General features: G+C 64.8%; 21 protein-coding genes. 10 read left to right on the forward strand and 11 right to left on the reverse strand.

Annotated elements, in window-relative coordinates:
- Positions 1–44 precede the first annotated feature (44 nt).
- Together CK489_RS01600 and CK489_RS42565 are read left to right on the forward strand one after the other, a co-directional pair.
- Entirely contained in the window at positions 45–1,265 is a 1,221-nt protein-coding gene (locus CK489_RS01600) for an aminotransferase class I/II-fold pyridoxal phosphate-dependent enzyme (protein ID WP_245350219.1), read from the forward strand.
- Complete coding sequence (locus CK489_RS42565; protein ID WP_283807237.1) at positions 1,262–1,387, forward strand: hypothetical protein; 126 nt, start codon at positions 1,262–1,264, stop codon at positions 1,385–1,387. Before CK489_RS01600 ends, CK489_RS42565 begins: the two co-directional genes overlap by 4 nt.
- Before the next feature lie 11 nt (positions 1,388–1,398).
- Here CK489_RS42565 and CK489_RS01605 read toward each other — a convergent pair whose 3' ends face one another.
- The 5 genes from CK489_RS01605 to CK489_RS01625 all read right to left on the reverse strand — a co-directional run bounded on the left by CK489_RS01605 (position 1,399) and on the right by CK489_RS01625 (position 5,145).
- Positions 1,399–2,280, reverse strand: coding sequence for a 3-hydroxybutyryl-CoA dehydrogenase (locus CK489_RS01605; RefSeq protein ID WP_095731187.1), 882 nt, complete (start codon positions 2,278–2,280; stop codon positions 1,399–1,401).
- Between the two features lie 248 nt (positions 2,281–2,528).
- Complete coding sequence (locus CK489_RS01610) at positions 2,529–3,479, reverse strand: electron transfer flavoprotein subunit alpha/FixB family protein (protein ID WP_021079450.1); 951 nt, start codon at positions 3,477–3,479, stop codon at positions 2,529–2,531.
- A complete protein-coding gene (locus tag CK489_RS01615) occupies positions 3,479–4,228 on the reverse strand; it encodes an electron transfer flavoprotein subunit beta/FixA family protein (protein WP_021079449.1) in 750 nt (249 codons plus the stop codon). The genes CK489_RS01610 and CK489_RS01615 overlap by 1 nt, the downstream gene beginning before the upstream one ends.
- 117 nt (positions 4,229–4,345) lie before the next feature.
- Positions 4,346–4,918 carry a cob(I)yrinic acid a,c-diamide adenosyltransferase gene (locus CK489_RS01620; protein WP_095731047.1) on the reverse strand — a complete coding sequence of 191 codons (573 nt, stop codon included), beginning with the start codon at positions 4,916–4,918 and terminating at the stop codon, positions 4,346–4,348.
- A gap of 32 nt (positions 4,919–4,950) precedes the next feature.
- Positions 4,951–5,145 carry a twin transmembrane helix small protein gene (locus CK489_RS01625; protein ID WP_050422790.1) on the reverse strand — a complete coding sequence of 65 codons (195 nt, stop codon included), beginning with the start codon at positions 5,143–5,145 and terminating at the stop codon, positions 4,951–4,953.
- Between the two features lie 82 nt (positions 5,146–5,227).
- Here CK489_RS01625 and CK489_RS01630 point away from each other — a divergent pair, with 82 nt between their 5' ends.
- Positions 5,228–6,172 carry a YihY/virulence factor BrkB family protein gene (locus CK489_RS01630; RefSeq protein ID WP_198960798.1) on the forward strand — a complete coding sequence of 315 codons (945 nt, stop codon included), beginning with the start codon at positions 5,228–5,230 and terminating at the stop codon, positions 6,170–6,172.
- Here CK489_RS01630 and CK489_RS01635 read toward each other — a convergent pair.
- A complete protein-coding gene (locus CK489_RS01635) occupies positions 6,099–7,481 on the reverse strand; it encodes an ATP-binding protein (protein ID WP_198960799.1) in 1,383 nt (460 codons plus the stop codon). The genes CK489_RS01630 and CK489_RS01635 overlap by 74 nt on opposite strands.
- A 319-nt stretch (positions 7,482–7,800) precedes the next feature.
- Entirely contained in the window at positions 7,801–8,670 is an 870-nt protein-coding gene (gluQRS, locus tag CK489_RS01645) for a tRNA glutamyl-Q(34) synthetase GluQRS (protein WP_095731189.1), read from the reverse strand.
- A gap of 121 nt (positions 8,671–8,791) precedes the next feature.
- On the opposite strand from gluQRS, the gene CK489_RS01650 reads away from it, so the two are divergent.
- Both CK489_RS01650 and CK489_RS01655 read left to right on the forward strand, forming a co-directional pair.
- Positions 8,792–9,445 (forward strand): DNA-3-methyladenine glycosylase family protein, encoded by a 654-nt coding sequence (locus CK489_RS01650; RefSeq protein WP_095731050.1) that lies wholly within the window; start codon positions 8,792–8,794, stop codon positions 9,443–9,445.
- 162 nt (positions 9,446–9,607) lie between these two features.
- Complete coding sequence (locus CK489_RS01655) at positions 9,608–11,170, forward strand: glycoside hydrolase family 17 protein (RefSeq protein WP_050629444.1); 1,563 nt, start codon at positions 9,608–9,610, stop codon at positions 11,168–11,170.
- 162 nt (positions 11,171–11,332) lie between these two features.
- On the opposite strand, the gene CK489_RS01660 is transcribed toward CK489_RS01655, so the two are convergent.
- Positions 11,333–12,463, reverse strand: a complete 1,131-nt coding sequence (locus tag CK489_RS01660; RefSeq protein WP_050629443.1) for a sterol desaturase family protein — start codon at positions 12,461–12,463, stop codon at positions 11,333–11,335.
- Between the two features lie 360 nt (positions 12,464–12,823).
- Between CK489_RS01660 and aroE the strand changes: the two genes are divergently transcribed.
- Positions 12,824–13,642 carry a shikimate dehydrogenase gene (aroE, locus tag CK489_RS01665; protein WP_095731051.1) on the forward strand — a complete coding sequence of 273 codons (819 nt, stop codon included), beginning with the start codon at positions 12,824–12,826 and terminating at the stop codon, positions 13,640–13,642.
- Positions 13,643–13,804: 162 nt separating this feature from the next.
- Here the strand turns inward: aroE and CK489_RS01670 are convergent, their stop codons facing one another.
- The 3 genes from CK489_RS01670 to CK489_RS01680 form a co-directional block, all read right to left on the reverse strand.
- Entirely contained in the window at positions 13,805–14,839 is a 1,035-nt protein-coding gene (locus CK489_RS01670; protein ID WP_502694095.1) for a SphA family protein, read from the reverse strand.
- A complete protein-coding gene (locus tag CK489_RS01675) occupies positions 14,836–16,326 on the reverse strand; it encodes an arylsulfatase (protein WP_095731053.1) in 1,491 nt (496 codons plus the stop codon). Before CK489_RS01675 ends, CK489_RS01670 begins: the two co-directional genes overlap by 4 nt.
- Positions 16,327–16,505: 179 nt before the next feature.
- Positions 16,506–17,393, reverse strand: a complete 888-nt coding sequence (locus tag CK489_RS01680; RefSeq protein ID WP_095731054.1) for a LysR family transcriptional regulator — start codon at positions 17,391–17,393, stop codon at positions 16,506–16,508.
- A gap of 180 nt (positions 17,394–17,573) precedes the next feature.
- On the opposite strand from CK489_RS01680, the gene CK489_RS01685 reads away from it, so the two are divergent.
- The 4 genes from CK489_RS01685 (at position 17,574) to CK489_RS01700 (ending at position 23,280) form a co-directional block, all read left to right on the forward strand.
- Positions 17,574–18,545 (forward strand): NAD(P)H-dependent flavin oxidoreductase, encoded by a 972-nt coding sequence (locus CK489_RS01685; protein WP_050629441.1) that lies wholly within the window; start codon positions 17,574–17,576, stop codon positions 18,543–18,545.
- 29 nt (positions 18,546–18,574) lie between these two features.
- A complete protein-coding gene (locus CK489_RS01690; protein WP_050629440.1) occupies positions 18,575–20,092 on the forward strand; it encodes an acyl-CoA synthetase in 1,518 nt (505 codons plus the stop codon).
- Between the two features lie 203 nt (positions 20,093–20,295).
- Complete coding sequence (locus tag CK489_RS01695; protein WP_095731055.1) at positions 20,296–21,381, forward strand: DUF2855 family protein; 1,086 nt, start codon at positions 20,296–20,298, stop codon at positions 21,379–21,381.
- 111 nt (positions 21,382–21,492) lie between these two features.
- Positions 21,493–23,280: a flavin-containing monooxygenase gene (locus CK489_RS01700; protein ID WP_198960800.1), complete on the forward strand. Its 1,788-nt coding sequence runs from the start codon at positions 21,493–21,495 to the stop codon at positions 23,278–23,280.
- The last annotated feature ends 56 nt before the right edge of the window (positions 23,281–23,336 follow it).

Genomic DNA, 23,336 nt, shown 5'->3' on the forward strand with positions numbered 1-23,336 from the left:
ACTCCTAGGTTCGGCCGGAGACAATTCGACCTGAGGAGACCGCCATGGCCCTTGCTTCAGCCGTCCCAACACTCTCGCCGCGCATGAGCGGCATCAAGGCGTCGCCTGCATCGGTGCTACGCCGCCGCGCCCGCGAGCTGCGCGCCGCCGGGCGCGACATCATCGAGCTGTCGTCGGGCAATCTGGACTTCCCGACGCCTGACCATGTGATCGCGGCGGCGCACGAAGCGGCGTTGCGCGGCGAGACCCGTTACACCGATGTCGACGGCAAACCGGAGCTGAAGCGCGCGGTGCAGGCCGCGCTTCGGCGCGACCATCGTCTCGACTATGGGCTGAATGAGATCGTCATCACCAACGGCTCGACGCAGGCGCTGTTCAATGCGCTGCTGGCGACGCTGGCGCCGGACGACGAGGTGATCATCCCCGCGCCCTATTGGGCGCCCTATCTCGACCAGGTGCGGCTTTCGGGCGGCACACCCGTCGTCATCCCGTGCGTGCAGAACAACGGCTTTAAGCTGCGCGCCGAGGATCTGCAGGCGGCGATCTCGGCGCGGACGCGCTGGATCGTGATCAATAATCCGGTCAATCCCTCCGGCGCGCTGTATTCTCGCGAGGATCTCACCGAGATCGCTGCGGTGCTGTTGAAGCATCCGGACATCTTTGTGCTGGCCGACGGGCTCTACGAGCACATCGCATTCAACGGCGCGCCTGCGCCGACGCTTGCGAACATCGAGCCGCGCCTGAAGCCGCGGACGCTGACCGTCAGCGGCCTCGCCAAGTCCTACGCGATGATGGGATGGCGGATCGGCTATGCCGCCGGACCTGTGGCGCTGATCCGCGCGATGATCGCGATCCAGTCGCAGACCACGTCGGGCGCATCGTCGATCAGCCAGGCCGCGGCGGTCGCCGCGCTCGATGGCGCGCAGGATGTGCTGCTCGAGCGCGCCGCCATCCTTCGCGCGCGGCGCGATCGCTTTGCCGAACTCGTGAACGGATGCAACGGGCTCTCCTGCACGCCGCCGGAAGGCACGTTCTATCTGCTGGTCAACTGCGCCGGCGTGATCGGCAAGCGCCCGCCTGACGGCAAGGTGATCGAGACCGACCGAGACTTCTCGACTTATCTGCTCGAGGAAGCGGACGTCGTGGTGTTTCCCGGCGAGGATCTCGGGCTGTCGCCCTATATCCGCGTCAGCTTCGCCAACCCATCATCGACCATCGAGAAAGCCGCGAGGCGACTGAAGCGCGCCTGCGAGGCACTGCAATGACGCCTCACGCGCAGAGCCAGCGGATCGCGCTGACGGCGCATCTGCTCGGGCTTGGAACGGGTGTGACGATGGTTGTCAGTCTCGTGCCCGCGACGCTTGCGCTGCTGCGGGCACTGATCTGAAGGCGCGTTGACTACCGGGTCGGGATCGGTTTGTCGCCGCGATAGTCGTAGAAACCGCGCTGGCTCTTGCGTCCGAGCCAGCCGGCTTCGACATATTTCACCAGCAGCGGACATGGCCGGTACTTGGAGTCAGCCAGCCCCTCGTGCAGCACCTGCATGATCGACAGGCAGGTGTCGAGGCCGATGAAATCGGCGAGCTCGAGCGGGCCCATCGGATGGTGCGCGCCGAGCTTCATCGCGGCGTCGATCGCCTCGACGTTGCCGACGCCTTCATACAGCGTGTAGATCGCCTCGTTGATCATCGGCAGCAGGATGCGGTTGACGATGAAGGCGGGGAAATCTTCCGACACCGCGACCTGCTTGCCGAGCTTGGCGACGAACGCCTTGGCGGTGTCGAAGGTCGTGTCGTCGGTGGCGATGCCGCGGATCAGCTCGACCAGCTCCATTGCCGGCACCGGATTCATGAAATGAATGCCGATGAATTTCTCCGGGCGGTCGGTCGAGGCGGCGAGCCGCGTGATCGAGATCGACGACGAGTTGGTCGCGACGATCGCGTCCGGCTTCAGCACCGCGCAGACGTCGTGGAAGATCTTGCGCTTGGTCTCTTCTTTCTCGATCGCGGTCTCGATCACGAGATCGCAGTCGGCCAGCGCATCGATCGTCTCGGCGGAGGTGATGCGGTCGAGCCCCTGCTTGCGCTCGGTCTCGCTGATCGCCTTCTTGGCGACCTGGCGGGTCAGATTGCCGTTGATGGTCGCCAGCGCCGACTTCAGCCGGTCGCCGGACACGTCGTTGAGCACCACGTCGAAGCCGGCCAGCGCCGCCACGTGAGCAATGCCATTGCCCATCTGGCCCGAACCGATCACGCCGACCTTTTTGATTGCCACCGTCATCTTGTCATCCACCGGAACGGCGCGCATGTCGCGCCTGCCCAATCCCAACGATACCCGAAGTGCAGCCTTCCGGGTTGCCCAATCCGCCGGAAAACGCTTCCCGGGACCATGATGTGATGACAGGTCATCACATCCCGATCCCATTTCCCCCTGTCGGGCACGATCCTTCCGGAAAAACGTTTCCAGATCATTGCCTCGAAAATCACAACACCGGCCGGAGCTTACCCATCCGGCCGATGTCTTGTCGCTTACTTTCCGAGCTTGCCGAGCGCTTCGGTGAGCTCCGGAACCGCCTGGTAGAGGTCGGCGACCAGGCCATAATCGGCGACCTGGAAGATCGGCGCGTCTTCATCCTTGTTGATGGCGACGATCACCTTGGAGTCCTTCATGCCGGCCAGATGCTGGATCGCGCCGGAGATGCCGACCGCGACATAGAGTTCCGGGGCCACCACCTTGCCGGTCTGGCCGACCTGCCAGTCGTTCGGCGCATAGCCGGCATCGACCGCGGCACGCGAGGCGCCGACGCCGGCACCGAGCTTGTCGGCGAGCGGCTCGATGTACTTGGCGAAGTTCTCGCGGCTCTGCATGGCGCGGCCACCCGAGACGATGATCTTGGCCGAGGTCAGTTCCGGACGGTCGCTCTTGGCGACCTCCTCGCCGACGAACGTGGACAGGCCCGGATCGGCGGCGGATGCGGCGTTCTCGATCGCCGCGCTGCCGCCTTCGCCGGCTGCGGCGAAGGTCGAGGTGCGGACCGTGATCACCTTCTTGGCGTCCTTCGACTTCACGGTCTGGATCGCGTTGCCGGCATAGATCGGCCGCTCATAGGTGTCGGGCGCGACGACCTTGATGATCTCCGAGACCTGCATGACGTCGAGCAACGCTGCGACGCGCGGCATCACGTTCTTGAAGCGCGAGGTCGCGGGCGCGACGAAGGCATCGTAGTTCGGCGCCAGCGCGACGATCAGCGCAGCCAGCGGCTCGGCAAGGTCGTGCTCATAGGCTGGGCCTTCGGCCACCAGCACCTTGCTGACGCCGGCGAGCTTGGCGGCTGCTTCCGCCGCCGCCTTGGTGCCCTGGCCGCCACCGGCAACGAGCACATGCACGTCGCCGCCGAGCTGGCTCGCCGCGGTCAGCGCCTTGTTGGTCGAGTCCTTCAGGGTCTCGTGGTCGTGTTCAGCAATCAACAGCGTCGTCATCAGAGAACCCCGGCTTCGGTCTTGAGCTTGTTCACGAGTTCGGCGACGTCCTTGACCTTGACGCCCGCTTTGCGGCCTGCCGGTTCCGCGGTCTTCAGCACTTCCAGACGCGGCGTCACATCGACGCCGTAGTCAGCGACGCTCTTGTCGTCGATCGGCTTCTTCTTCGCCTTCATGATGTTGGGCAGCGACGCATAGCGCGGCTCGTTGAGGCGGAGGTCAGTTGTGACGATCGCCGGGCCCTTGAGCTTGATGGTCTGCAGGCCGCCGTCGACTTCGCGCGTGACCTTGAAGTCGCTTCCTTCGACTTCGAGCTTGGAAGCGAAGGTCGCCTGCGACCAGCCGAGCAGCGCGGCCAGCATCTGGCCGGTCTGGTTCGAATCGTCGTCGATCGCCTGCTTGCCGAGAATGACGAGGCCGGGCTGCTCCGCCTCGACCACCGCCTTCAGGATCTTGGCAACCGCGAGCGGTTCGACATTGCCTTCGGCCTTGACCAGGATGCCGCGGTCGGCGCCCATCGCAAGGGCGGTACGAATGGTCTCGGAAGCCTGCGCGGGTCCGATCGACACCACCACCACTTCGGTCGCCTTGCCGGCTTCCTTCAGCCGCAGTGCTTCCTCGACGGCGATTTCGTCGAACGGGTTCATCGACATCTTGACGTTGGCGAGCTCCACGCCCGTCCCGTCACTCTTGACGCGGACCTTGACGTTGTAGTCGACGACCCGCTTTACCGGCACAAGAACCTTCATCGATCCTCTTTCGCTTTGATTTTATGGGTTTCGGTTGGCTGGCGCGGAACCTAAAGGTCCCGTTTCCCCCGGTCAACGCGCCAAAGCCAAAAAACCGTCACCCGGTTTTGAGCCAGTCTAACGGTTCTGGCCCGGCACCCACAACACGTCCCCCGCCCCCTTATTGTTCTGGAAGCGGCTGGCAACGAACAGGAAATCCGACAGGCGGTTCATATACTGGATGCCAGCTTGATTGACCGGCTCGTGGGGCCGGGCGGCGAGTTCCACCATCATCCGTTCCGCGCGGCGACATATCGTCCGGGCGAGATGCAGATATGCAGCGGCAGGCGTGCCGCCGGGCAACACGAACGAGGTGAGCGGCGCGAGCTGATCGTTGAGGCTGTCGATGTCGTGCTCGAGGCGCTCGACCTGGCTCGTCAGCACGCGCAGGCGTTCGGCCTTGCCCTCGCGCTCCGGCACCGCAAGGTCGGCGCCGAGATCGAACAGATCGTTCTGGATCCGGCCGAGCATCGCATCGACCTCGGGACGATCGGCCAGATGCAGCCGCACCACGCCGATCGCGGCGTTGGTCTCGTCGACCGTGCCGTAGGCGGCGACGCGCAGATCGTATTTCGGCCGCCGCTCGCCGGAGCCGAGCGCGGTGGTGCCGTCATCGCCGGTGCGGGTGTAGATCCGATTGAGAACGACCATGGCCGTGATCTCCTAAGATTTGCACTTCGCTGTTATCGCCCCATCGCCCAGACCGCGAGCATCGCGATGACGATGGCGACGAACTGCAGCAGCACGCGCAGCCGCATCAGCTTCTGCGATGTGTTCGGCGAACCGCCCTTCATCATGTTGACGAGGCCGAGCAGGAGCACCAGCGCGACGGCGCCGACTGCGATGGGAAGAATGATCGTACTGAGAAGAGATGTCATCTGCGGTACATAACACCGCAGGACGCGGACTTCCACACAGGCGACCGATGCAACCAACTGGCTTTTCAGTGCGTAATATCAGATGCTGGGTCCGTTCTCGGACCGAGCCGTTTTCGACAATGCCGGGTGGAATGTGAAGCAGCTTCGTTACGTCACCCACGTCGTGATGGATGCCTTTTACACGTTCCTCGCCGATGACGGCTGGGCGATCTCAAGCCACATCGCGCTGTCGACCCTGATGGCGCTGTTTCCGTTCCTGATCGTGCTGACGTCGCTGGCCGGCTTCTTCGGCTCCAAGGAGCTTGCGGACCAAGCGGTCGGGCTGCTGCTCCAGGTCTGGCCGGATCAGGTCGCCGAGGCGCTGTCCGGCCAGATCCACGACGTGCTGACCAACACCCGCGGCGACATCCTGACCATCGGCGCGGTGCTCGCGGTGTACTTCGCATCCAACGGCGTCGAGGCGCTGCGGGTGGCGCTGAACCGCGCCTATGCCGTGATCGAGCCGCGGCGCTGGTACTGGCTGCGGTTGGAATCGATCGGCTACACGCTGGTCGCAGCGTTCACCTCGCTCGCAATGGCGTTCCTGATCGTGCTGGGGCCGCTGATCATCGAGGCGGCGCGGCGCTACATCCCGTTCTTCGTCGAATCCAACGAGAGCCTGCTCAACATCGCCCGCTACGGCATCACGATCCTGGCGCTGGTCGTCGCGCTGTTCATCCTGCATGCCTGGCTGCCGGCAGGGCGCCGCGGCTTCACCCAGATCCTGCCCGGCATCATCTTCACGATGGTGGCATCGCTGATCTCGGGCATCGGCTTCGGCATGTACCTGGCGCGCTTCGCCAACAACTACGTCACGATGTATGCGGGGCTCGCCTCGGTGGTGATCGCGCTGGTGTTCATGTATTTCATCGCCGCGATCTTCGTGTTCGGCGGCGAACTCAACGCCGCGATCATCAAGTCGCGGCTGCCGCGCGGCGTGTCGCTTCATGCAGCGCAGTTGCGAGTGCCCGCGGAGAAACAGGCTTGACCAGGAAGGCGTCGGCGCCGGCGGCACGCGCGGCGGCCTCGTCCTCGGCACGGCCGGAGATCCCGACGATCACGATCCGGCCGCGCGGCGGCGGCAGTGCGCGGATGCGCCTGATGGCTTCGACGCCGCTGATGCCGGGCAACACCATGTCCATCAGCACCGCGTCGAAGGCACCCTGTCCGAGCCTGTCGGCCGCGCCCTCGCCCTGACCGATGAATTCGGCATGGTGACCGAGCTCGGTCAGGATGGTGTTGAGCACGACGCGGCCGAACGGATTGTCCTCGACGCTGAGCAGCCGCAGCCCCTGCGACGACGGCGCCGCCGTGCCTTCGCCCGCGGGCGCGCCGGCCGTGCCTTCGGCTGAAACCAGCACCACGCTGAGCGTGAAGACCGTGCCGCCGCCTGAGCGCTGGGCCACGACGATGTCGCCGCCCATGGCGCGCGCTAGCTGCTTGACCGAGGACAGGCCGAGCCCGGAGCCGCCGAACCGCGCAGCGATCGAGACGTTGGCCTGCGAGAACGGCCGGAACAGGCGCTTGACCTCCGACAGCGTCAGGCCGATGCCGCTGTCGGCGATGGCAAAGGAAACGCCGACCCTGCCGTCCGCCCGTCGCTTCGCCGCGTTCTTGGCCGCAGGCACCGGCGTGACGCGCAGCTCGATGCTGCCCTGCTCGGTGAACTTGACGGCGTTGTCGATCAGGTTTTCCAGCGCCGCGCGCAGGCGCACGGGATCGCCGACCGCGAAGGCGGGCAGCTCGGCGGAGATCTCGATCGTGGCCCGCAGTCCCTTGGCTGCCGCCCGGCCGGCCAGCGAATCGCCGGCGTGGCGCGCCAGCGTGTGCAGGTCGAAGAAGTCCTGCCGGATCTCGAGCCCCGGCCCCTCGCTGCGGGCAGCATCGACGAACAGGGTCGCAAGGCTCGCCAGATGCTCGGCGCCGGCCCTGATGGTGTCGACCCAGCGCCGCTCGCGCTCGCCGAGCTCCGACGTCGCGAGCAGGTTGCTGATCGCGAGGATACCGGTCAGCGGGGTCCGTACCTCATGGGCAAAGGCGGCGAGCGCGGTCTCGACCATGCCGGGACCGGACTTGGCTCCGGACCTGGCTCCGGACTTGGCTGATGTCTTTGGCGCGGGCCGCGTGTGGCGCGGCTTGGCCGCCGGCTTGGGCTTGCGGGTCTTGGACTTGGGAGTCTTGGACTTGGGAGTCTTGGACTTGCTAGTCTTGACCTTGCGGGTGTCGGCGGCGCGGGTCGTCGACGGCGCGCCCTTTGCTCGCCGCTTGCTGCGCCGTCCGCGCGATGATGCCGCCATGATCTCGTGACCCCGCCCCGGAGGCAACATGGCATGCCAGCAGTGGCAGAGTCACGGCGCTGTTTGGGAGGAGCCAAGGCAAATCAGGATGATGGTAAGCGGTCCATCCACTTGCGGCGCCCTCCCTTGCAAGAACAGCGCGCACCTCCAGCCAAAATGTCGAAAACAACCCCATGCAAAGGAGGCGGCGGCCGCGCCGGCGCCTGACGCCGCAACTTGACTTGTCGGGCAAATCGGGGATATTTTTCTATTATTCCGAAACCGCGCAAGCCCCATCGCCTCCGCCAGAGGGAGAGGAGCGCAGCACGTCAGTGGAGGACTACTCCAGACCGACCAGACGGCGGATGTCGGCGGGGCTCGCCCCCGCATCCCGCAATTCGCGCAGCCCGGTCGCGCGGGTGGATTTGGACAGTTTTTGACCCGTCGCGTCGAGGACCAGCGCATGGTGCCGGTAGGCCGGTGCGCGCAGGCCGAGCAGCGCGTGTAGCAGACGATGCACGCTGGTCGACCAGAACAGGTCAACGCCCCTGACCACATCGGTGACGCCCTGCAGGGCATCGTCGATCACGACCGAGAGATGATAGCTGGTCGGGGTCTCCTTGCGGGCCAGGATCACGTCGCCCCAGGCCTCGGGCCGGGCCGCGACCTCGCCGCTCTCGCCGGCCGGCCCCTCGCCCGCTTCCCGCCAGTGCAGGCCACCGGCCCCCGCGCAGGCCGCGGCCATATCGAGCCGCAACGCGAACGGCGCGCCGTGCCCGATCAGCCGGTCGCGGTGCCCGGCCGACAGCGATTTCGCCGCCCCCGGATAAAGCGGCGCACCGTCGGGATCGCGCGGCCAGCCGCCACCGGCCTCGCGTTCGGCGACCAGCCGCGCGATCTCGGCGCGGCTCTCGAAGCTCGGATAGACCAGCCCCTGCGCCGACAGACGGTCAATCGCCGCGCGATAGGCGGCAAAATGCTGGGACTGCCGCCGCACCGGGGTCTCCCAGGCGATGCCGAGCCAGGCGAGATCTTCGTAGATCGCCTCCTCGAACTCCGGTCGGCAGCGCGTCGAATCGATGTCCTCGATCCGCAGCAGGAAGCGCCCGCCCCTCTGCCGTGCGAGGTCATGGTTGAGCAAGGCCGAATAGGCATGGCCGAGATGCAGGTAGCCGTTCGGACTCGGTGCGAAACGGAAAACGGGTGGCATGGCGTTTGACCGGGCGTCATTGCCGGGCTCGATCCGGCAATCCATCTGGAGAAGACTCTGTTACGATAGGAGATGGATGCGCGGGTCAAGCCCGCGCATGACGAGTCGAAACGATCCCGCAATGCTGATTCATCTCGAAACCCAGGCCGACCTCGACGACGCCGTCCACAAACTGGTCGACCAGGATCGGCGCCTGCGCCCGATCCTCGAAGCGACCGGCATGCCGGCGATCCGGCAGCGCGAGCCGGGCTTTGCCGGGCTCGCCGCGATCGTCTGCGGCCAGCAGTTGTCGACCGCGAGTGCTGCCGCGATCTGGGGCCGCGTCAGCCAGGCCTTCGACCCGTTCCACCATGATGCCATCCGCAAGGCGCGCGCCGACCGGCTCGGCCGGCTCGGATTGTCCGCCGCGAAGATCAAGACGCTGAAGCATATCGCCCGCGAGCTCGCCGAGGAGCGGCTGAACCTCGACGTGCTCGCCAACGAGGAGGCCGATGCCGCGCACAACACGCTGACCGCGCTGCCCGGGATCGGCCCGTGGACCGCCGACGTCTATCTTCTGTTCTGCCTCGGCCATGGCGATGCGTGGCCGGCGGGCGATCTCGCGGTGCAGGAGGCGGTCAAGGTCGGGCTCGGCCTGAAGGAGCGGCCGACGCCGAAGCAGATGGCGCCGCTTGCCGAGCCGTGGCGGCCGCTGCGCGGCGCCGCCGCCCATCTGTGGTGGGCCTATTATCGCGTACTCAAGAATCGCGAAGGCGTGATCGCCGGTGCAAAGTAGGCCGTCGAGAAAGACACGCCAATTGCGTGGTCGCGTGATATAGCATCAACATACTTTTTCAATTTGCCGGCGTCACCGATCTCGCACGCCCTGCACTTCCTTCCTGCAAGGGGGACCGACCTGGTATCGCTTCGCACCCCGCTGACGCTTCTCCTGATATCCTTGGGCGCTATCGCCACGGCGTGGTGGTGGCTGGGCACCCCGGTCAATCTGCCGCGCGCACCGATCGATCCGAACGACAAGGTTCAGTGCATCTCGTACGCCCCGTTCCGCGACAATCAGACATCGCTTTCGCCGGCGACGCAGGTCACGCCGGAACAGATCGCGGAAGATCTCGCCCAGCTTGCCAAGATATCCCACTGCATCCGCACCTATGCGACCGATCTCGGCCTCGACCAGATTCCCGGGCTTGCGGCCAAGGCAGGGCTGAAGGTCATTCAGGGCATCTTCCTTGATCGCGACCGGAAGAAGAATGCAACGCAGGTCGAAACGGCGATCCGCCTCGCCAGGGAATATCCGGACACGATCATCGCACTCGTGGTCGGCAACGAGGTCTTGCTGCGCAAGGAAATGGCGGCACCCGACCTCGCCGCCCTGATCCGCTCGATCAAGGCGCAGGTCAGTGTCCCCGTCACCTATGCCGAGGTCTGGGAGTTCTGGCTGAGCAACCGCGAGCTCGCCGAGGCCGTCGATTTCGTCACCATTCACATCCTGCCCTATTGGGAGAATATTCCAATCCGGGCGGATCGGGCCGCCGCGCACGCAGACGAGATTCGCAAGCAGGTGGCGGCGGCGTTCCCGGGCAAGGAAATCTTCATCGGAGAAGTCGGCTGGCCGAGCGAGGGGCGGATGCGCGAGTCCGCGCTGCCGTCGCGCACCAATCAGGCGCGCGTGGTCGCGGAGGTGCTCGACCTGGCGCGGCGCGAGCACTTCCGCGTCAACCTGTTCGAGGCCTATGACGAAGGGTGGAAGCGCGAGATCGAGGGCACGATCGGCGGCTCCTGGGGCCTGTTCGATTCCGAACAGCGCGCGCTGAAATATCCGCCAGGCCAGCCGGTCAGCAATTTTCCGGCCTGGAAGCTGCAAATGTACAGCGGAATGGCGCTCGCGATCCTGGTGTTCGGCGTCGCATGGCTGACCCTGCGCCGCAAGCCGAGGCAGCCCGAATTCGGATCATGGCTGGCGGTCGGCGTATCCGCGACGACAGGGGGAATCCTGCTCGGGATCGCCGCGCAACGCATGGTCTATGAAAGCTACGGCACCGGAGGCTGGCTGTTGTGGGGCTCGCTCCTGGTGGCGGCAACGGCGTCGCCGGTGTTCGGCGCCAACGCCCTGATGTCGGGTCGCGCTCCCTCGAGCTTCCTGGAATTGCTGGGTCCGAAGGGCTACCACACGGAGTCGGTGCTGGTGACCATGCACGGACTGGCGCTGATCGTCACCGTCTTGGTCGGTACGGCGGCAGCCCTCGGCCTCGTGTTCGATCCGCGCTTCATCGATTTTCCCTTTGCACCTCTCACCATGGCGACCGTGCCGTTTGCGGCGATGACGCTGCTCAATCCGCCCACCAAAGGAACCCGCCCGCTGGCGGAATCGATCTTTGCCGGGATCTTTGTCGGAGCCGCCATTTATACGGTCCTCAACGAAGGGCTCGAGAACTGGCAGGCGCTGTGGACCTGCGCCGTCTTCATCGTGCTCGCGGCGACGCTGTGGCGGGCGCGTGCCTGAGCATGCGTTCTAGCTTTAGGGCGCGTACTCATGAATTCGGTACAGGCGTGCCGAAATGGCAGGGTCCGGATTGCGCTGACAAGCAGACATCAACGATGGCAGATTGAACGTCCGCGAAGGGACAACAGCCTCAGCCGCCTGGCAGCAGCGGAACACGCCGCTTCATGGATTCCGATGTTCGAGGAATTCCTTCACCGGCCCGACGAAGGGGTGCACGAACTGGCCGAGCATGCCGCCGGGGATCGGCTTCACCGTACCGTATTTGACCGGCCAGCGGTCTTTGGGCAGGTGCCAAGTTCCGCCCAGCATATCGAACAGCGGCGTGTGTGCCGCGTAGTTCTTGTCGATGGCCTCGGCGTCCGACGCGTGGTGCCAGTGATGGAATTGCGGCGTGACGATTAGGTAGCGCAGCCAGCCGATATCCATCTTGATGTTTGAATGGATCAGCACCGATTGCACAGAGATGAAAATGAGATAGGCGAAGATCGTGTCCTGCGGGAAGCCGAGCAGGACGATCGGCACCAGCACCAGGGCGCGCGTTGCCAATGGCTCGAAGAAATGGAGGCGCGATCCCGAGAGCCAGTCCATGTGTTCGGGCGAATGATGGACCGCATGGATTCGCCACAACCACGGCACCTCGTGATAGGCGCGGTGGGAGATGTATTCGACTGCATCGGCCGCCAGGATCATCAGCACGAAACGGACGATCGCCGGCAGGGCCACGACATGCGCCTGCAGCCACGGGCTGATCGCCCAGGCGAAATAGTCATGGGCAAAATGTGTCGAGACCACCAGGAAGATGCCGATCAGCAGGTGGTTGACGCCGAAATAGGCGAGATCGAGCCTCCAGCCGGGGCTGAGCGGCCCTTGCTCCGGCCGCACCCGTGGGAAGACCCACTCGAGCAGTACGAATGCTGCGCCGGTGAAGAATAGATCGAGCACCAGCCAATCAAGGCCGAGATAGAAGCGCGGCTGGAGAAAATCCGGTGTCGGCACGTAGGGCCCGCCAAGCAGCGTGGCGAGGAAAAGCGCGCTGAGGCCGATCGCAGCGGGCACCCGCGGGCCGCCAAGCACGATCCCGATGACGCCCAGCCAGGCACCGACGACCATGGCGATCGCGAGGGTGAGGCGGAGCAGCTCGACGTCGTAATGGACGCGCAGCTCAGGCGTCGTGAGAAAGGCGGGGTAGCGCAGGCATAGCACCGCAGCGACGCTGAGCACGCCGATCGCGGCGCAGAGAGAACTGCCGATGCGCCCTTCGCCGATGCGCGGCCTCGAACTTTCTTGAGCCATAAACAGTCTCCAAACAAAGATTCTCAAGCGCGTCAGCATAGGCGCGCGAGAGTTTCTCAGATCCGACGGCTAGGGTACGCGAATACGAGATAGACCCAGCCTCTCTTCATTCTCTAGACCCTGCATCACAATGCTCAAGACTTAGCATCCACCCGGCAACAGCCAAGGTCAGATGCAACCGTGGGTTAATAGATAATTTCAATTGCACGAGGGGGCTGGACGAACCGCTCGCCGTGAGGGCCACGAAGTGCAATGGGCCAAAAGCCGACATCCTTGATTCGCATGATATGAACGTGTTCCCAACGTGCTGTACGCGGAACCGGCCGTCGCCGAGCACTTTGGCAGAAAGGCATATGGACCATGACTGATCGATACGCCGTCATCGGCAATCACATCGGCCACTCCAAGTCGCCTATGATCCATCGTGCATTCGCACAGCAGACCGGCCAAGAGCTCGAATATACGGCGATCGAGGCCCCCGAAGGGGGCTTCGCGGCAGCTGTAGACTCTTTCCGCCACAAGGGCGCACGCGGCTTGAACATCACCGCACCGTTCAAGCTCGATGCCTTTTCCTATGCGACCGAGTTGCGCGATCGCGCACGTCTTGCGGGTGCCGCCAATGCGATGTCCTTCGTTGGCGATGTCGTCGAGGCTGACAACTTTGACGGCGTCGGCCTGTTGCGTGATATCGAATACAACCAAGGCATTCCCCTGCAAGGCAAGCGCGTTTTGCTATTGGGGTCAGGTGGCGCAGCGCGCGGCGCCTTGCTGCCCCTTTTAGAAGCCAGACCGGCAGAGCTTGTGATCGTGAATCGGACGTTTGAGAAAGCGCGGTCGCTCGCTGAAGCCTTCGGCTCGTATGGCTCGGTCATCGCGAGCGGTTATGACAAACTAAAGGATGCGAAACGCTATGATGTCGTGATCAACGCCACGTCGGCGGCGTTGCGGGGCGAAGTTCTCCCGGTCTCAGAAAACCTGTTCAGGAATGCCTCGCTCGCCTACGAACTCGCCTATGGGTTGACCCCATTCTTGCGCCTTGCCCGCAAATCGGGCGTCGCCCGAGTTTGCGACGGCGTCGGCATGCTCGTCGAGCAAGCCGCCGAGGCTTTCGCTTGGTGGCGCGGGGTAAGACCGGCGACAGCCGAGGTTATAGCTAAACTGACTGTCCCACTGACGTGAATGTCGGCTTTGGGTCAAGGAACGACATCCCGGCCTCGGGGCTTCGCGTCCGCTTTGGTCCCGGCCTCGGACGTCTCGGCGGTGGCTCCGGAAGGTCAGCAACGGGCCACAAGCGGCTCCTCGCCGGACGCCTTCCGCGCGGGCTAAAGCCGGACTTCATCTCTAAAATTTGCGAGAGAGCGGTTTGGCGGCAGTTGCATCCGGTGCGGCAGGCGAGATGGCGAAGGTGACCCAGGCATTCCATCCTTCCGGCCTGTTCTGGGCTGCGAACTCTTTGTAGGCCTTGACGTTCACGTAGCCCTGAAAATCGCCGACCGGAAAAAGATAGCCGATCTGCGGACCGATTCCCGCGATACGCGAGCGGAAGCCGCCAAGAGCCGGCGGTGTTCCTAGGTCGTCCGATATCTGCTGCAGATAATATCCAACCAGTCCGAGCTGGAGCTTGCTGTCGAAGAAGTGCGATGCGCCCCAGTCCAGATGGAAATCGACGCCGTTCTGATACTGTGTGTCGGGGTTCTTGAAATTGTAGGTGAGTCCGGCCACCCAGGAAAATTCGTGTCCAGATTTCGGATCGAAGTAAGTATAGCCACCGCCGAAATCGATGGCTCCATGCCCGATGCCGAGGTTCGCCAGCCTTGCGGGGTCGTAGTCACCAACCGGAATATCGCCGGCGCCGTAAACCATCCAGTTATTCACGCCCGTGTTCCACTTGAGCGAGACCTGCGGCAGCACGTCGCCGTAGGACGTCAGGTCCTGCGATCGATTGATTCCGATCGTGTTGCCTAGTGGGCCGGTCAGGGACAACGCGGCCGACGCATCGCTCCGGCCCGCCGTGCCCAGAAGGCTAACCGCCAATTGCCCACCGAGCACTGCGGTTGCAAATGTGTAAGTCGGACCGAAGCCGACCAGATCGCCCCTGCCGCTCACGCCGATGTCGACGCGACCTCCGCGCGGGAATTGAGCACCGGCGCCCGCCGCTGCCTCCGTGTGAATATAGAAGGTTGCCCAGGACCAGCCAGGCGTGGTCGGGGTAGCGGCAAGACTGCCGAAGGTGCCGGGCAGCCAGAAGCTGAGACCTCCTTCATCGGCGCGCGTCGGAGCAGAGATGGCAATCATGACCAGGCAGAGACCAACCCTTGCCGTGGTCCGCAGCACATTTGCTTGTTTCATCGTTTCCCCCACGATGTGAAGCGTCATGCCCTTCGAGCAGGTACGTGGTCCAGCGGTGCCCCGGCAGGAATCAATGCTTCACGCTTCACACTTGCGCCGAAGTTCTTCAGGATTTCGCCGAAGTGCACCGCAGTCCAACTGTGCATGTAAGGCAGGTCGATCGCTTTACGCTCCTTCGGATCGACCGTCAGGTTCACGATATGCGGGCTTGCCAACTTCAGCGACGGTTCGAGGCTGCTGCGCTGCAGATACATTACCATCTTGAAGTTGCGCCATTTAACCCCGTAGAGCGTATCTCCCATCCAGTACGGAAAGCCGTCACGCGCCGACGCCTCCTGCTTACCTTCCAGAAAGTCCCGTTGATCCACGCCGTCGATCACCCGATCGCTCGGGGCGTCGGTTCCGGCCCAACGCGCCAGTGTCGTGAACATATCGGTGATGTGAACGACTTCGTTGCTTTGACGCCCAGGCGGGACCCGGCCTGGATATCGGATCAGGCACGGCGTGCGTAACGATCCCTCCATGCCGGTGAAATAGGATCCGTCAAAGAAGCCGGAATGTCCGCGCCATGGCTCCAGCTCCTCAGGCCCATTGTCGCCTGAGAACACCACGATCGTGTTGTCGTCGACACCCAGTTCTTTCAACGTGTCGAGCACCGCGCCGAAGTCCGAGTCGAGCTCGAGCAGGCAGTCCGCCCATTCGCCTTGGCCCGACTTTCCTTTGAACTCCGCGCGGGGAATCGTCGGCATGTGCATCATCGAGTGGTTGAAGTAGAGGAAGAACGGCTTCTTCGCTGCAACGCTCCGCTTCATGAACGACTTGGCGCGATCGAGAAACTCGACATCGACATCACGTCGAACGGCTAGATCGAGTTGCTTGACCGGCCGCGGCGTCTCTCCTCTGCGCGCCTCCAGCATGCTCGTGACGCCGTCGCGCTTCGGATTGTACCAGGGATCTTCTGGCCAATAGGATTCGTCCCACGTCCGTGGCGGCCCGTACCATTCGTCGAAACCATGGTCGGTCGGCCAACGGCCTTGCGAGGCGCCGACATGCCATTTGCCTACGCACGCCGTGGCGTAGCCCTTGGCCGACAGAACGTCACCGATCGTGCGCTCCCAGGCAACCAGGCCGCCATCATCGCCGGGCAGCGCGACGGTGTGGTTCCCGGAGCGGATCGCGTAGCGGCCGGTCAGGAAAGCGGATCGCGACGGAGTGCACTGCGCCTCCGGCGCGAAGTTGAGGAGCTTCATCCCCTCGGTCGCGAATGCATCAATTCGGTTGGTAGCTGCGCCCCGCAGTATGCCGCCGCCGTAGCAGCCAAGCTCACCATATCCAAGATTATCAACCAGGAAGTAGACGATGTTGGGAGGCCCAGCCGGCGTAGGACGAGATTGCGCCAGCACGCTCTCATTTGAACCCGCTATCGCAGACGCAGCAGCAAGCGCTGTACTTGCCAGCAAAACGTCGCGCCGATTTGGACCCTTGTCGTTCTTGTTTTTCACCGAGCTTCCCATCCAAGCCCTCCGCACGAGCATAGGTTGCCGGATCGAAGTCTGCACGCTCCTAGCTCGAAAAACCAGCTCTTTTGGATAGGCGCGGAGTCCGCTTCGGTCACAAGGCGGAGTCCCTTTCATCAGATCGCGTGGCCGCTTCATTCTCCAAAGCAGACATCTCGGATTCATGAACATGCGTTCTAGCCGCGCAGCCTGATCCGGTCCTCGCGCGCGCAATCGGTGACGAAGCCGATCACCGCCCGCACCGACGGAAGCTCCACCAGATCGGGATGCGCGAGCAGCCAGAGATCGGAGAGGCTCGAGAGCTTTTGCGGCGCGACCCGAACCAGATCGGAATAGTCGGCCCCGACCAGGCAGGATAGCGCGCAGATCCCGAGCCCGGCGCGCGCCGCGGCCAGCATGTCGCCCTGCGAGGAACAGCGCATCACCGTCGTGCCCTGCCGGGTGATGACATCGCTCCACCGCGCCAGCCGCGCATTCGAGGCCTGGTCGGCAAACCCGATCACGCTGTGGCCCTTCCATTCGTCCGGCCGCTCCGGAAGCTTGCGGCCGGCCGCATAGGTGCGCGAGGCATAGAAGCCGGCGCCGAGCCGCCCGATCCTGCGCCCGATCAGGTTCTCATCCCCGGCATCGACCGGCCGCAGCACCACGTCGGCCTCGCGGCGGCGGACGCTGGCCGGAAACGGATGGGTGATGATCTCGAGCTGGATATTGGCGTGGTCGCGCAGGAACGGCCCGAGCCGCGGCATCAGCCAGTGCGCCGCCAGCGTCGCGCCGATCGACAGCTTGACGACGCCGCGCGCCTGCTCGCCGGTCGCGGAGGCGGAGGCTTCCGCGCGCAGCGCCGCCGCCGCCATCGCCTCGGCATGTTCGCGGAACTTGCGGCCATGCGAGGTCAGCGACAGACCGTCATTGGATCGGGCGAACAGCCGGGTGCCGAGCTGCTTCTCGAGCGCCGCGACGTTGCGGCCGACGGTGGGATGGCTGATGCGCAGCCGCCGCGCCGCGCCGGCAAGGCTCCGCGTCTCCGCCACCGCGACGAATGTCTTGCACAGCTCCCAGTCCATGCGCCCGCCCGCCTGCGCCCTGTTCATTTCTGGCCAATCGGCCGTTCAATATTGAACGCCATGATGCGGCCGTCCAGCCCTATATTGCGGCGCCAGAAGAGCCGTCGCTCCGGCCATCACAACACATCGCGATCCGCTCCGGCTGCCGTCCGGGCGGTTCCCCCATGGAGGATCCGAACAATGTCGCTGCCCGCTTCGCTCGCCAACAAGCTCGAACTGCCGGTCGTCGGCTCCCCGCTGTTCATCGTGTCGGGGCCCGAGCTCGTGATCGCGCAGTGCAAGGCCGGCATCGTCGGCTCGTTCCCGGCGCTGAACGCCCGCCCAGCCGAGAAGCTCGGCGAATGGCTGACCCAGATAGAGAACGAGCTCGGCGAGTACCAGGCGCTGCATCCGGAGAAGAAGGTCGCGCCCTACGCGGTCAACCAGATCTGCCACGCCTCCAACGACCGCCTGATGCGCGACATGGAAACCTGCGTGAAGCACAAGGTGCCCGTGATCATCACCTCGCTGCGTCCGCCGTCCGAGATCGTCGAGGCCGCGCATTCCTACGGCGGCGTCGTGTTCCACGACGTCATCAATGTGAAGCACGCCCGCAAGGCCGCCGAGCAGGGCGTCGACGGATTGATCCTGGTGTGCGCCGGCGCCGGCGGCCATGCCGGCACGCTGTCGCCGTTCGCGCTGGTGCGCGAGGTCAAGCAGTGGTTCAAGGGCACGATCCTGCTGTCGGGCGCGATCTCCGACGGCTGGAGCATCGCGTCCGCCCTCGCGCTCGGCGCCGACCTCGCCTACATGGGCACCCGCTTCATCGCGACCGCGGAAGCCAACGCCGACATCAGGTACAAGCAGGCGCTGACCGAGCACGCCGCGCACGACATCGTCTATTCGAACCTGTTCACGGGCGTGCACGGCAACTACCTCGGGCCGTCGATCGCCGCAGCCGGGCTCGACCCGGCCAACCTGCCGGTTGCCGACAAGTCCAAGATGAATTTCGGCTCCGGCGGCAACACCAAGGCCAAGGCCTGGCGCGACATCTGGGGCTCGGGCCAGGGCATCGGCCAGATCGTCGACGCCCCGCCGGTCGCCGAACTGGTGACGCGGCTGAAGGCGGAGTTTAATGAGGCGCGCAACGACTTCATGAAGGCCAGCGCCTGACGCTGGACGATCGCCTGGAGAGACCCGGTATGATCATCAGCGGCGACCGACAGATCAGCTATAGCGACATTCACGCCCGCATCGCGCGGGCGGCCACCGGCCTGCGCGCGCTCGGCGTGCAGGGCGGCAAGCCGGTCGGCATGATGCTGCGCAATGACTTCGCGTTGTTCGAGGTGGTCGCTGCCTCCGCCGCGCTCGGCAGCCCGGTGGTGCCGATCAACTGGCATCTGAAGGCCGACGAGGTCGCCTACATCCTCACCGACAGCGGCGCCGATACGCTGGTCTGCCACGCCGATCTGCTGCCGCAGATCCGCGACGGGTTGCCGCCTTCGATCAAGCTGCTGGTCGTGACCACGCCGCCGGAGATCGCCGCGGCCTATGGCGTGACGCCCGCGCTCACCCGCGTGCCCGACGGCATGACCGACTGGGACGACTGGCGCGACACGCATCAGCCGCTGACCGACGCGCCGATCGGCGCGGCGCCGATGTTCTACACCTCGGGCACAACGGGACTGCCGAAGGGCGTCAAGCGCAAGCCGATGCGGCCCGAGCAACAGGCGGCGGCCGCCCGCGTCGGCGCCCTCACCTACGGCGTCAAGCCGAACGAGGGCCAGGTGATCCTGATGAACGGCCCGATGTACCATTCGGCGCCGCACTCCTACGGCATGCTCGCGTTCCGCAACGGCTGCGCGATCGTGCTCGAGCCGCGCTTCGATCCCGAGGACCTGCTGCAATTGATCGCGCGCCACCGCGTCACCCACATGCACATGGTGCCGACCATGTTCGTGCGGCTGCTGCGGCTGCCCGAGGAGACGCGTCGCCGCTACGATTTGTCGTCGCTGCGCTTCATCGTGCACGGCGCGGCGCCCTGCCCGGTCGACGTCAAGCGCGCGATGATCGAATGGTGGGGACCTGTGATCAACGAATATCTCGGCTCGACCGAGACCGGCATCCCGGTCTGGCATTCGTCGGCCGAGGCGCTGGCCAAGCCCGGCACCGTCGGCCGCGCCATCGAGGGCGGCATCGTCAAGACCTTCCGCCCCGACGGGACGGAATGCGACGTCGGCGAGCCCGGCGAGATCTTCATGCGCCAGACCGCGACTTCGGATTTCGACTACCACGGCAACGCCAAGGCGCGCGCCGAGGCCGACCGCGACGGCCTGATCAGCGTCGGCGATGTCGGCTATCTCGACGCCGACGGCTATCTGTTCCTGTGCGACCGCAAGCGCGACATGGTGATCTCGGGCGGCGTCAACATCTATCCCGCGGAGATCGAGAATACCCTGATCGGCATGGACGGCGTGCGTGACTGCGCGGTGTTCGGCGTGCCCGACGACGAGTATGGCGAGCGGCTGTTCGCCTGCGTCGAGCCGGAGACCGGCGCCACGCTGTCGGCAGCAGCGATCCAGGATTTCCTGCGCGGCAAGCTCGCCAATTTCAAGGTGCCGCGCGACATCCGCTTCATGGATGCGCTGCCGCGCGAGGCCACCGGCAAGATCTTCAAGCGCAAGCTGCGCGACCTCTACCGCGAAGGGCAGCTTCGCTGAACGATGTGACGGTGAAGCGAACGGCGTTTGAAACTTAGTTGCTGTTGCAAACGGCCGGCAATCGACGCAACGATGCAGCCGCATCTAGAGCATGATCCGGAAAAGTGGAAACCGGTTTTCCGAGAAGATCATGCTCAAACAAAGATTAGATCATGATGCGATTCCATGGAAACGCATCATGATCTGAAGCCGGGATCATCGCCATGAACTCCGCCGACTTCATCGTCATCCGCAACGACCTGCAGCAGTGCAAGGTGATCGAGACGCGATTGCCCGATGCCGCGGCGCTGCCGCCCGATGCGCTGCTGGTGAAAGTGACGCGCTTCGCCTTCACCGCCAACAACATCACCTACGCCGTGATCGGCGAGCAGCTGAAGTACTGGCACCTGTTCCCGGCGCCCGAGGGCTACGGCATCATTCCGGTGTGGGGCTTTGGCGAGGTGCTGGCCTCGAAGCATCCCGCTGTCGCCGTCGGCGAAACGCTGTTCGGCTATTTCCCGATGGCGACGCATCTCGTGATCGAGGCCGCCGACGTCAGCAAGCGCGGCCTGCGCGATGGCGCCGCGCACCGGCAAGAGGTGTCGCCGGTCTACAACGCCTACGCCCGCGTCTCCGGCGATCCGACCTATGCCGGCCAGCAGGGCGATTTCCGCGCACTGATGTTGCCGCTGTTCATGCTGTCGTTCCTGGTCGACGACTTCCTCGCCGAGAATGAATTCTACGGCGCCCGCCGCGTCATCCTGTCATCGGCCTCGAGCAAGACCGCATTCGGCCTCGCCCATCTGCTGCACCGACGTGGTATCCGGGTGATCGGTCTGACCTCGAAAGGCAATGTCGATTTCGTCACTTCGCTCGGCTGCTATGACGACGTCGTCACCTATGACCAGGTCGCGGCGATTCCGCCGGCCGAGCCCGTCGCCTATGTCGACATGGCCGGCAACAGCGCGCTGCGCGAGGCCCTGCACCGGCACTTCGGCGATCAGATGGTCTATTCCGGCCGGGTCGGCCTCACGCATCGCGCGAGCGAGCCGGCCGAGCCGACGCTGCCCGGCGCCAAACCGATGTGGTTCTTCGCACCCGACCAGATCCGCAAGCGCGCCAAGGAATGGGGCCCCGGCGGCATCGACCAGCGCTTTGGCGCCGCATGGACCGAGCTCGTGCCACATCTGCCCGATTGGCTCGATGTCGTCGAGCGGCGCGGCCCGGCCGCGGTGCGCGAGGCCTATCTCGATACCCTGCAGGGCCGCGTTCCGCCGGATCAGGGCTTGATCCTGTCGCTGGCCGAATAGGCGCTATCCCGTCGCGCCCTTTCTGCGGCCTCGCCAATGGGTATAGGCTTTGCCGCAATGGGAACGCCGCCGGGCAACTGACCAAGGGCGGCCGATGACGGGAAACGCCCGATGCTCGACAAGACGGACGATATTTCGGTCGCCGCCGACAATTGGCTTGTGCAGTTCGAGGATGCGCTGGCGAGCCCCGACGATGTGCTGCTGAAGCCGCTGTTCCACCCTGACAGCTATTGGCGCGACGTGCTGGCGCTGAGCTGGAACATCCAGACCGTCAACCGCGCCTTTGCGATCATCGAGGAACTGCCGGCACATGCCCGCCGCAGTGCGCCGCACGACTTCCGCATCGATGCCGAGCGCGCGGCGCCGCGCCGGGTGACGCGCGCCGGCACCAGTTCGATCGAGGCGATCTTCAAGTTCGAGACCGCCAGCGGCCGCGGCCACGGTATCGTACGGCTGATCCCTGACGCCGCCGACGGCGACCGGCTGAAGGCCTGGACCTTGCTGACCGCACTCGAGGAGCTCAAGGGTTTTGAGGAGCAGCAAGGCCATACGCGGCCGCGCGGACAGGCCTATTCCCGCGACTTCCGCGGACCCAACTGGCTCGACCTGCGCAAGGCATCCACCGAGTATGCCGATCGCGATCCGGATGTACTCGTGGTGGGCGGCGGACAGGCGGGGCTTGCGATCGCCGCCCGGCTGCAACAGCTCAAGATCGACGCGCTGATCGTCGACCGCGAGGCGCGCGTCGGCGACAATTGGCGCAAGCGCTATCACGCGCTGACCCTGCACAACCAGGTGCAGGTCAATCACATGCCCTACATGCCGTTCCCGCCGAACTGGCCGACCTACATTCCGAAGGACAAGCTCGCCAACTGGTTCGAATCCTATGTCGATGCCATGGAGCTGAACTTCTGGACCGGCACGGAATTTCTGGGCGGCAGCTACGACGATGCCGCGGGCCGCTGGACGGTCGAGCTGCGCCGCACCGACGGCACGACGCGGACCATGCGGCCGCGCCATGTCGTGATGGCAACCGGCGTCAGCGGCATCCCCAATCTGCCCGACATGTCAGGCTTGAAGAATTTTTCCGGCAAGGTGCTGCATTCCAGCCGCTACGAGGACGGCGAGAGCTGGACCGGCAAGCGCGCGCTGGTGATCGGCACCGGCAACAGCGGCCACGATATCGCGCAGGACCTGCATTCCTCCGGCGCCGCGGTCACGCTGGTGCAGCGCTCCCCGACCCTGATCACCAATATCGAGCCGTCGGCGCAGCTGGCCTATGCCGCCTATAATGAAGGCTCGCTCGAGGACAACGATTTGATCGCGACCTCGATGCCGCTGGTGCTCGCCAAGCGCAGCCATGTGCTGATGACCGAGCAGTCGAAGGAACTCGACAAGCCGCTGCTCGACGGCCTCGCCCGCAAGGGCTTCAAGCTCGATTTCGGCGACGGCGGCACCGGCTGGCAATTCAAGTACCTGACCCGTGGCGGCGGCTATTACTTCAACGTCGGCTGCTCCGACCTCGTCGCGAGCGGCGCGGTCGCGCTGAAGCAATTTTCCGACATCGAGACCTTCGTCAGCGACGGCGCGCGGCTGAAGAACGGCGAGACGATAGAGGCCGACCTCATCGTGCTTGCGACCGGCTACCGGCCGCAGGAAGAGCTGGTGAAGAAACTGTTCGGCGAGGCGATGGCGACGCGCGTCGGTCCGATCTGGGGTTTTGGCGACGGCCAGGAGCTGCGCAACATGTACACCCGCACGCCGCAGCCCGGCCTCTGGTTCATCGCCGGCAGCCTCGCGCAATGCCGCATCAACTCGCGCTATCTGGCGCTGCAGATCAAGGCGATCGAGGAAGGCTTGTTGCCGCGCGACGTCGCGCCGGTGGCGAAGTTTGCGTAACAACCACCACCGTCATTCCGGGGCGACGCGTAAGCGTCGAACCCGGAATCCATTGG

The organism is Bradyrhizobium sp. UFLA03-84 (genome assembly GCF_002289535.1).
Lineage (GTDB): Bacteria > Pseudomonadota > Alphaproteobacteria > Rhizobiales > Xanthobacteraceae > Bradyrhizobium > Bradyrhizobium viridifuturi.

Coding starts and splice junctions, on each gene's coding strand:
- CK489_RS01650 (WP_095731050.1), top strand. CDS start 8,792: ATGCTGATTCATCTCGAAACCCAGGCCGACCTCGACGACGCCGTCCAC.
- CK489_RS01680 (WP_095731054.1), bottom strand. CDS start 17,393: ATGGACTGGGAGCTGTGCAAGACATTCGTCGCGGTGGCGGAGACGCGG.
- CK489_RS01635 (WP_198960799.1), bottom strand. CDS start 7,481: ATGGCGGCATCATCGCGCGGACGGCGCAGCAAGCGGCGAGCAAAGGGC.
- aroE (WP_095731051.1), top strand. CDS start 12,824: ATGACTGATCGATACGCCGTCATCGGCAATCACATCGGCCACTCCAAG.
- CK489_RS01610 (WP_021079450.1), bottom strand. CDS start 3,479: ATGACGACGCTGTTGATTGCTGAACACGACCACGAGACCCTGAAGGAC.
- CK489_RS42565 (WP_283807237.1), top strand. CDS start 1,262: ATGACGCCTCACGCGCAGAGCCAGCGGATCGCGCTGACGGCGCATCTG.
- CK489_RS01695 (WP_095731055.1), top strand. CDS start 20,296: ATGAACTCCGCCGACTTCATCGTCATCCGCAACGACCTGCAGCAGTGC.
- CK489_RS01630 (WP_198960798.1), top strand. CDS start 5,228: ATGCTGGGTCCGTTCTCGGACCGAGCCGTTTTCGACAATGCCGGGTGG.
- CK489_RS01700 (WP_198960800.1), top strand. CDS start 21,493: ATGCTCGACAAGACGGACGATATTTCGGTCGCCGCCGACAATTGGCTT.
- gluQRS (WP_095731189.1), bottom strand. CDS start 8,670: ATGCCACCCGTTTTCCGTTTCGCACCGAGTCCGAACGGCTACCTGCAT.
- CK489_RS01675 (WP_095731053.1), bottom strand. CDS start 16,326: ATGGGAAGCTCGGTGAAAAACAAGAACGACAAGGGTCCAAATCGGCGC.
- CK489_RS01600 (WP_245350219.1), top strand. CDS start 45: ATGGCCCTTGCTTCAGCCGTCCCAACACTCTCGCCGCGCATGAGCGGC.
- CK489_RS01605 (WP_095731187.1), bottom strand. CDS start 2,280: ATGACGGTGGCAATCAAAAAGGTCGGCGTGATCGGTTCGGGCCAGATG.
- CK489_RS01620 (WP_095731047.1), bottom strand. CDS start 4,918: ATGGTCGTTCTCAATCGGATCTACACCCGCACCGGCGATGACGGCACC.
- CK489_RS01690 (WP_050629440.1), top strand. CDS start 18,575: ATGATCATCAGCGGCGACCGACAGATCAGCTATAGCGACATTCACGCC.
- CK489_RS01625 (WP_050422790.1), bottom strand. CDS start 5,145: ATGACATCTCTTCTCAGTACGATCATTCTTCCCATCGCAGTCGGCGCC.
- CK489_RS01670 (WP_502694095.1), bottom strand. CDS start 14,839: ATGACGCTTCACATCGTGGGGGAAACGATGAAACAAGCAAATGTGCTG.
- CK489_RS01685 (WP_050629441.1), top strand. CDS start 17,574: ATGTCGCTGCCCGCTTCGCTCGCCAACAAGCTCGAACTGCCGGTCGTC.
- CK489_RS01615 (WP_021079449.1), bottom strand. CDS start 4,228: ATGAAGGTTCTTGTGCCGGTAAAGCGGGTCGTCGACTACAACGTCAAG.
- CK489_RS01660 (WP_050629443.1), bottom strand. CDS start 12,463: ATGGCTCAAGAAAGTTCGAGGCCGCGCATCGGCGAAGGGCGCATCGGC.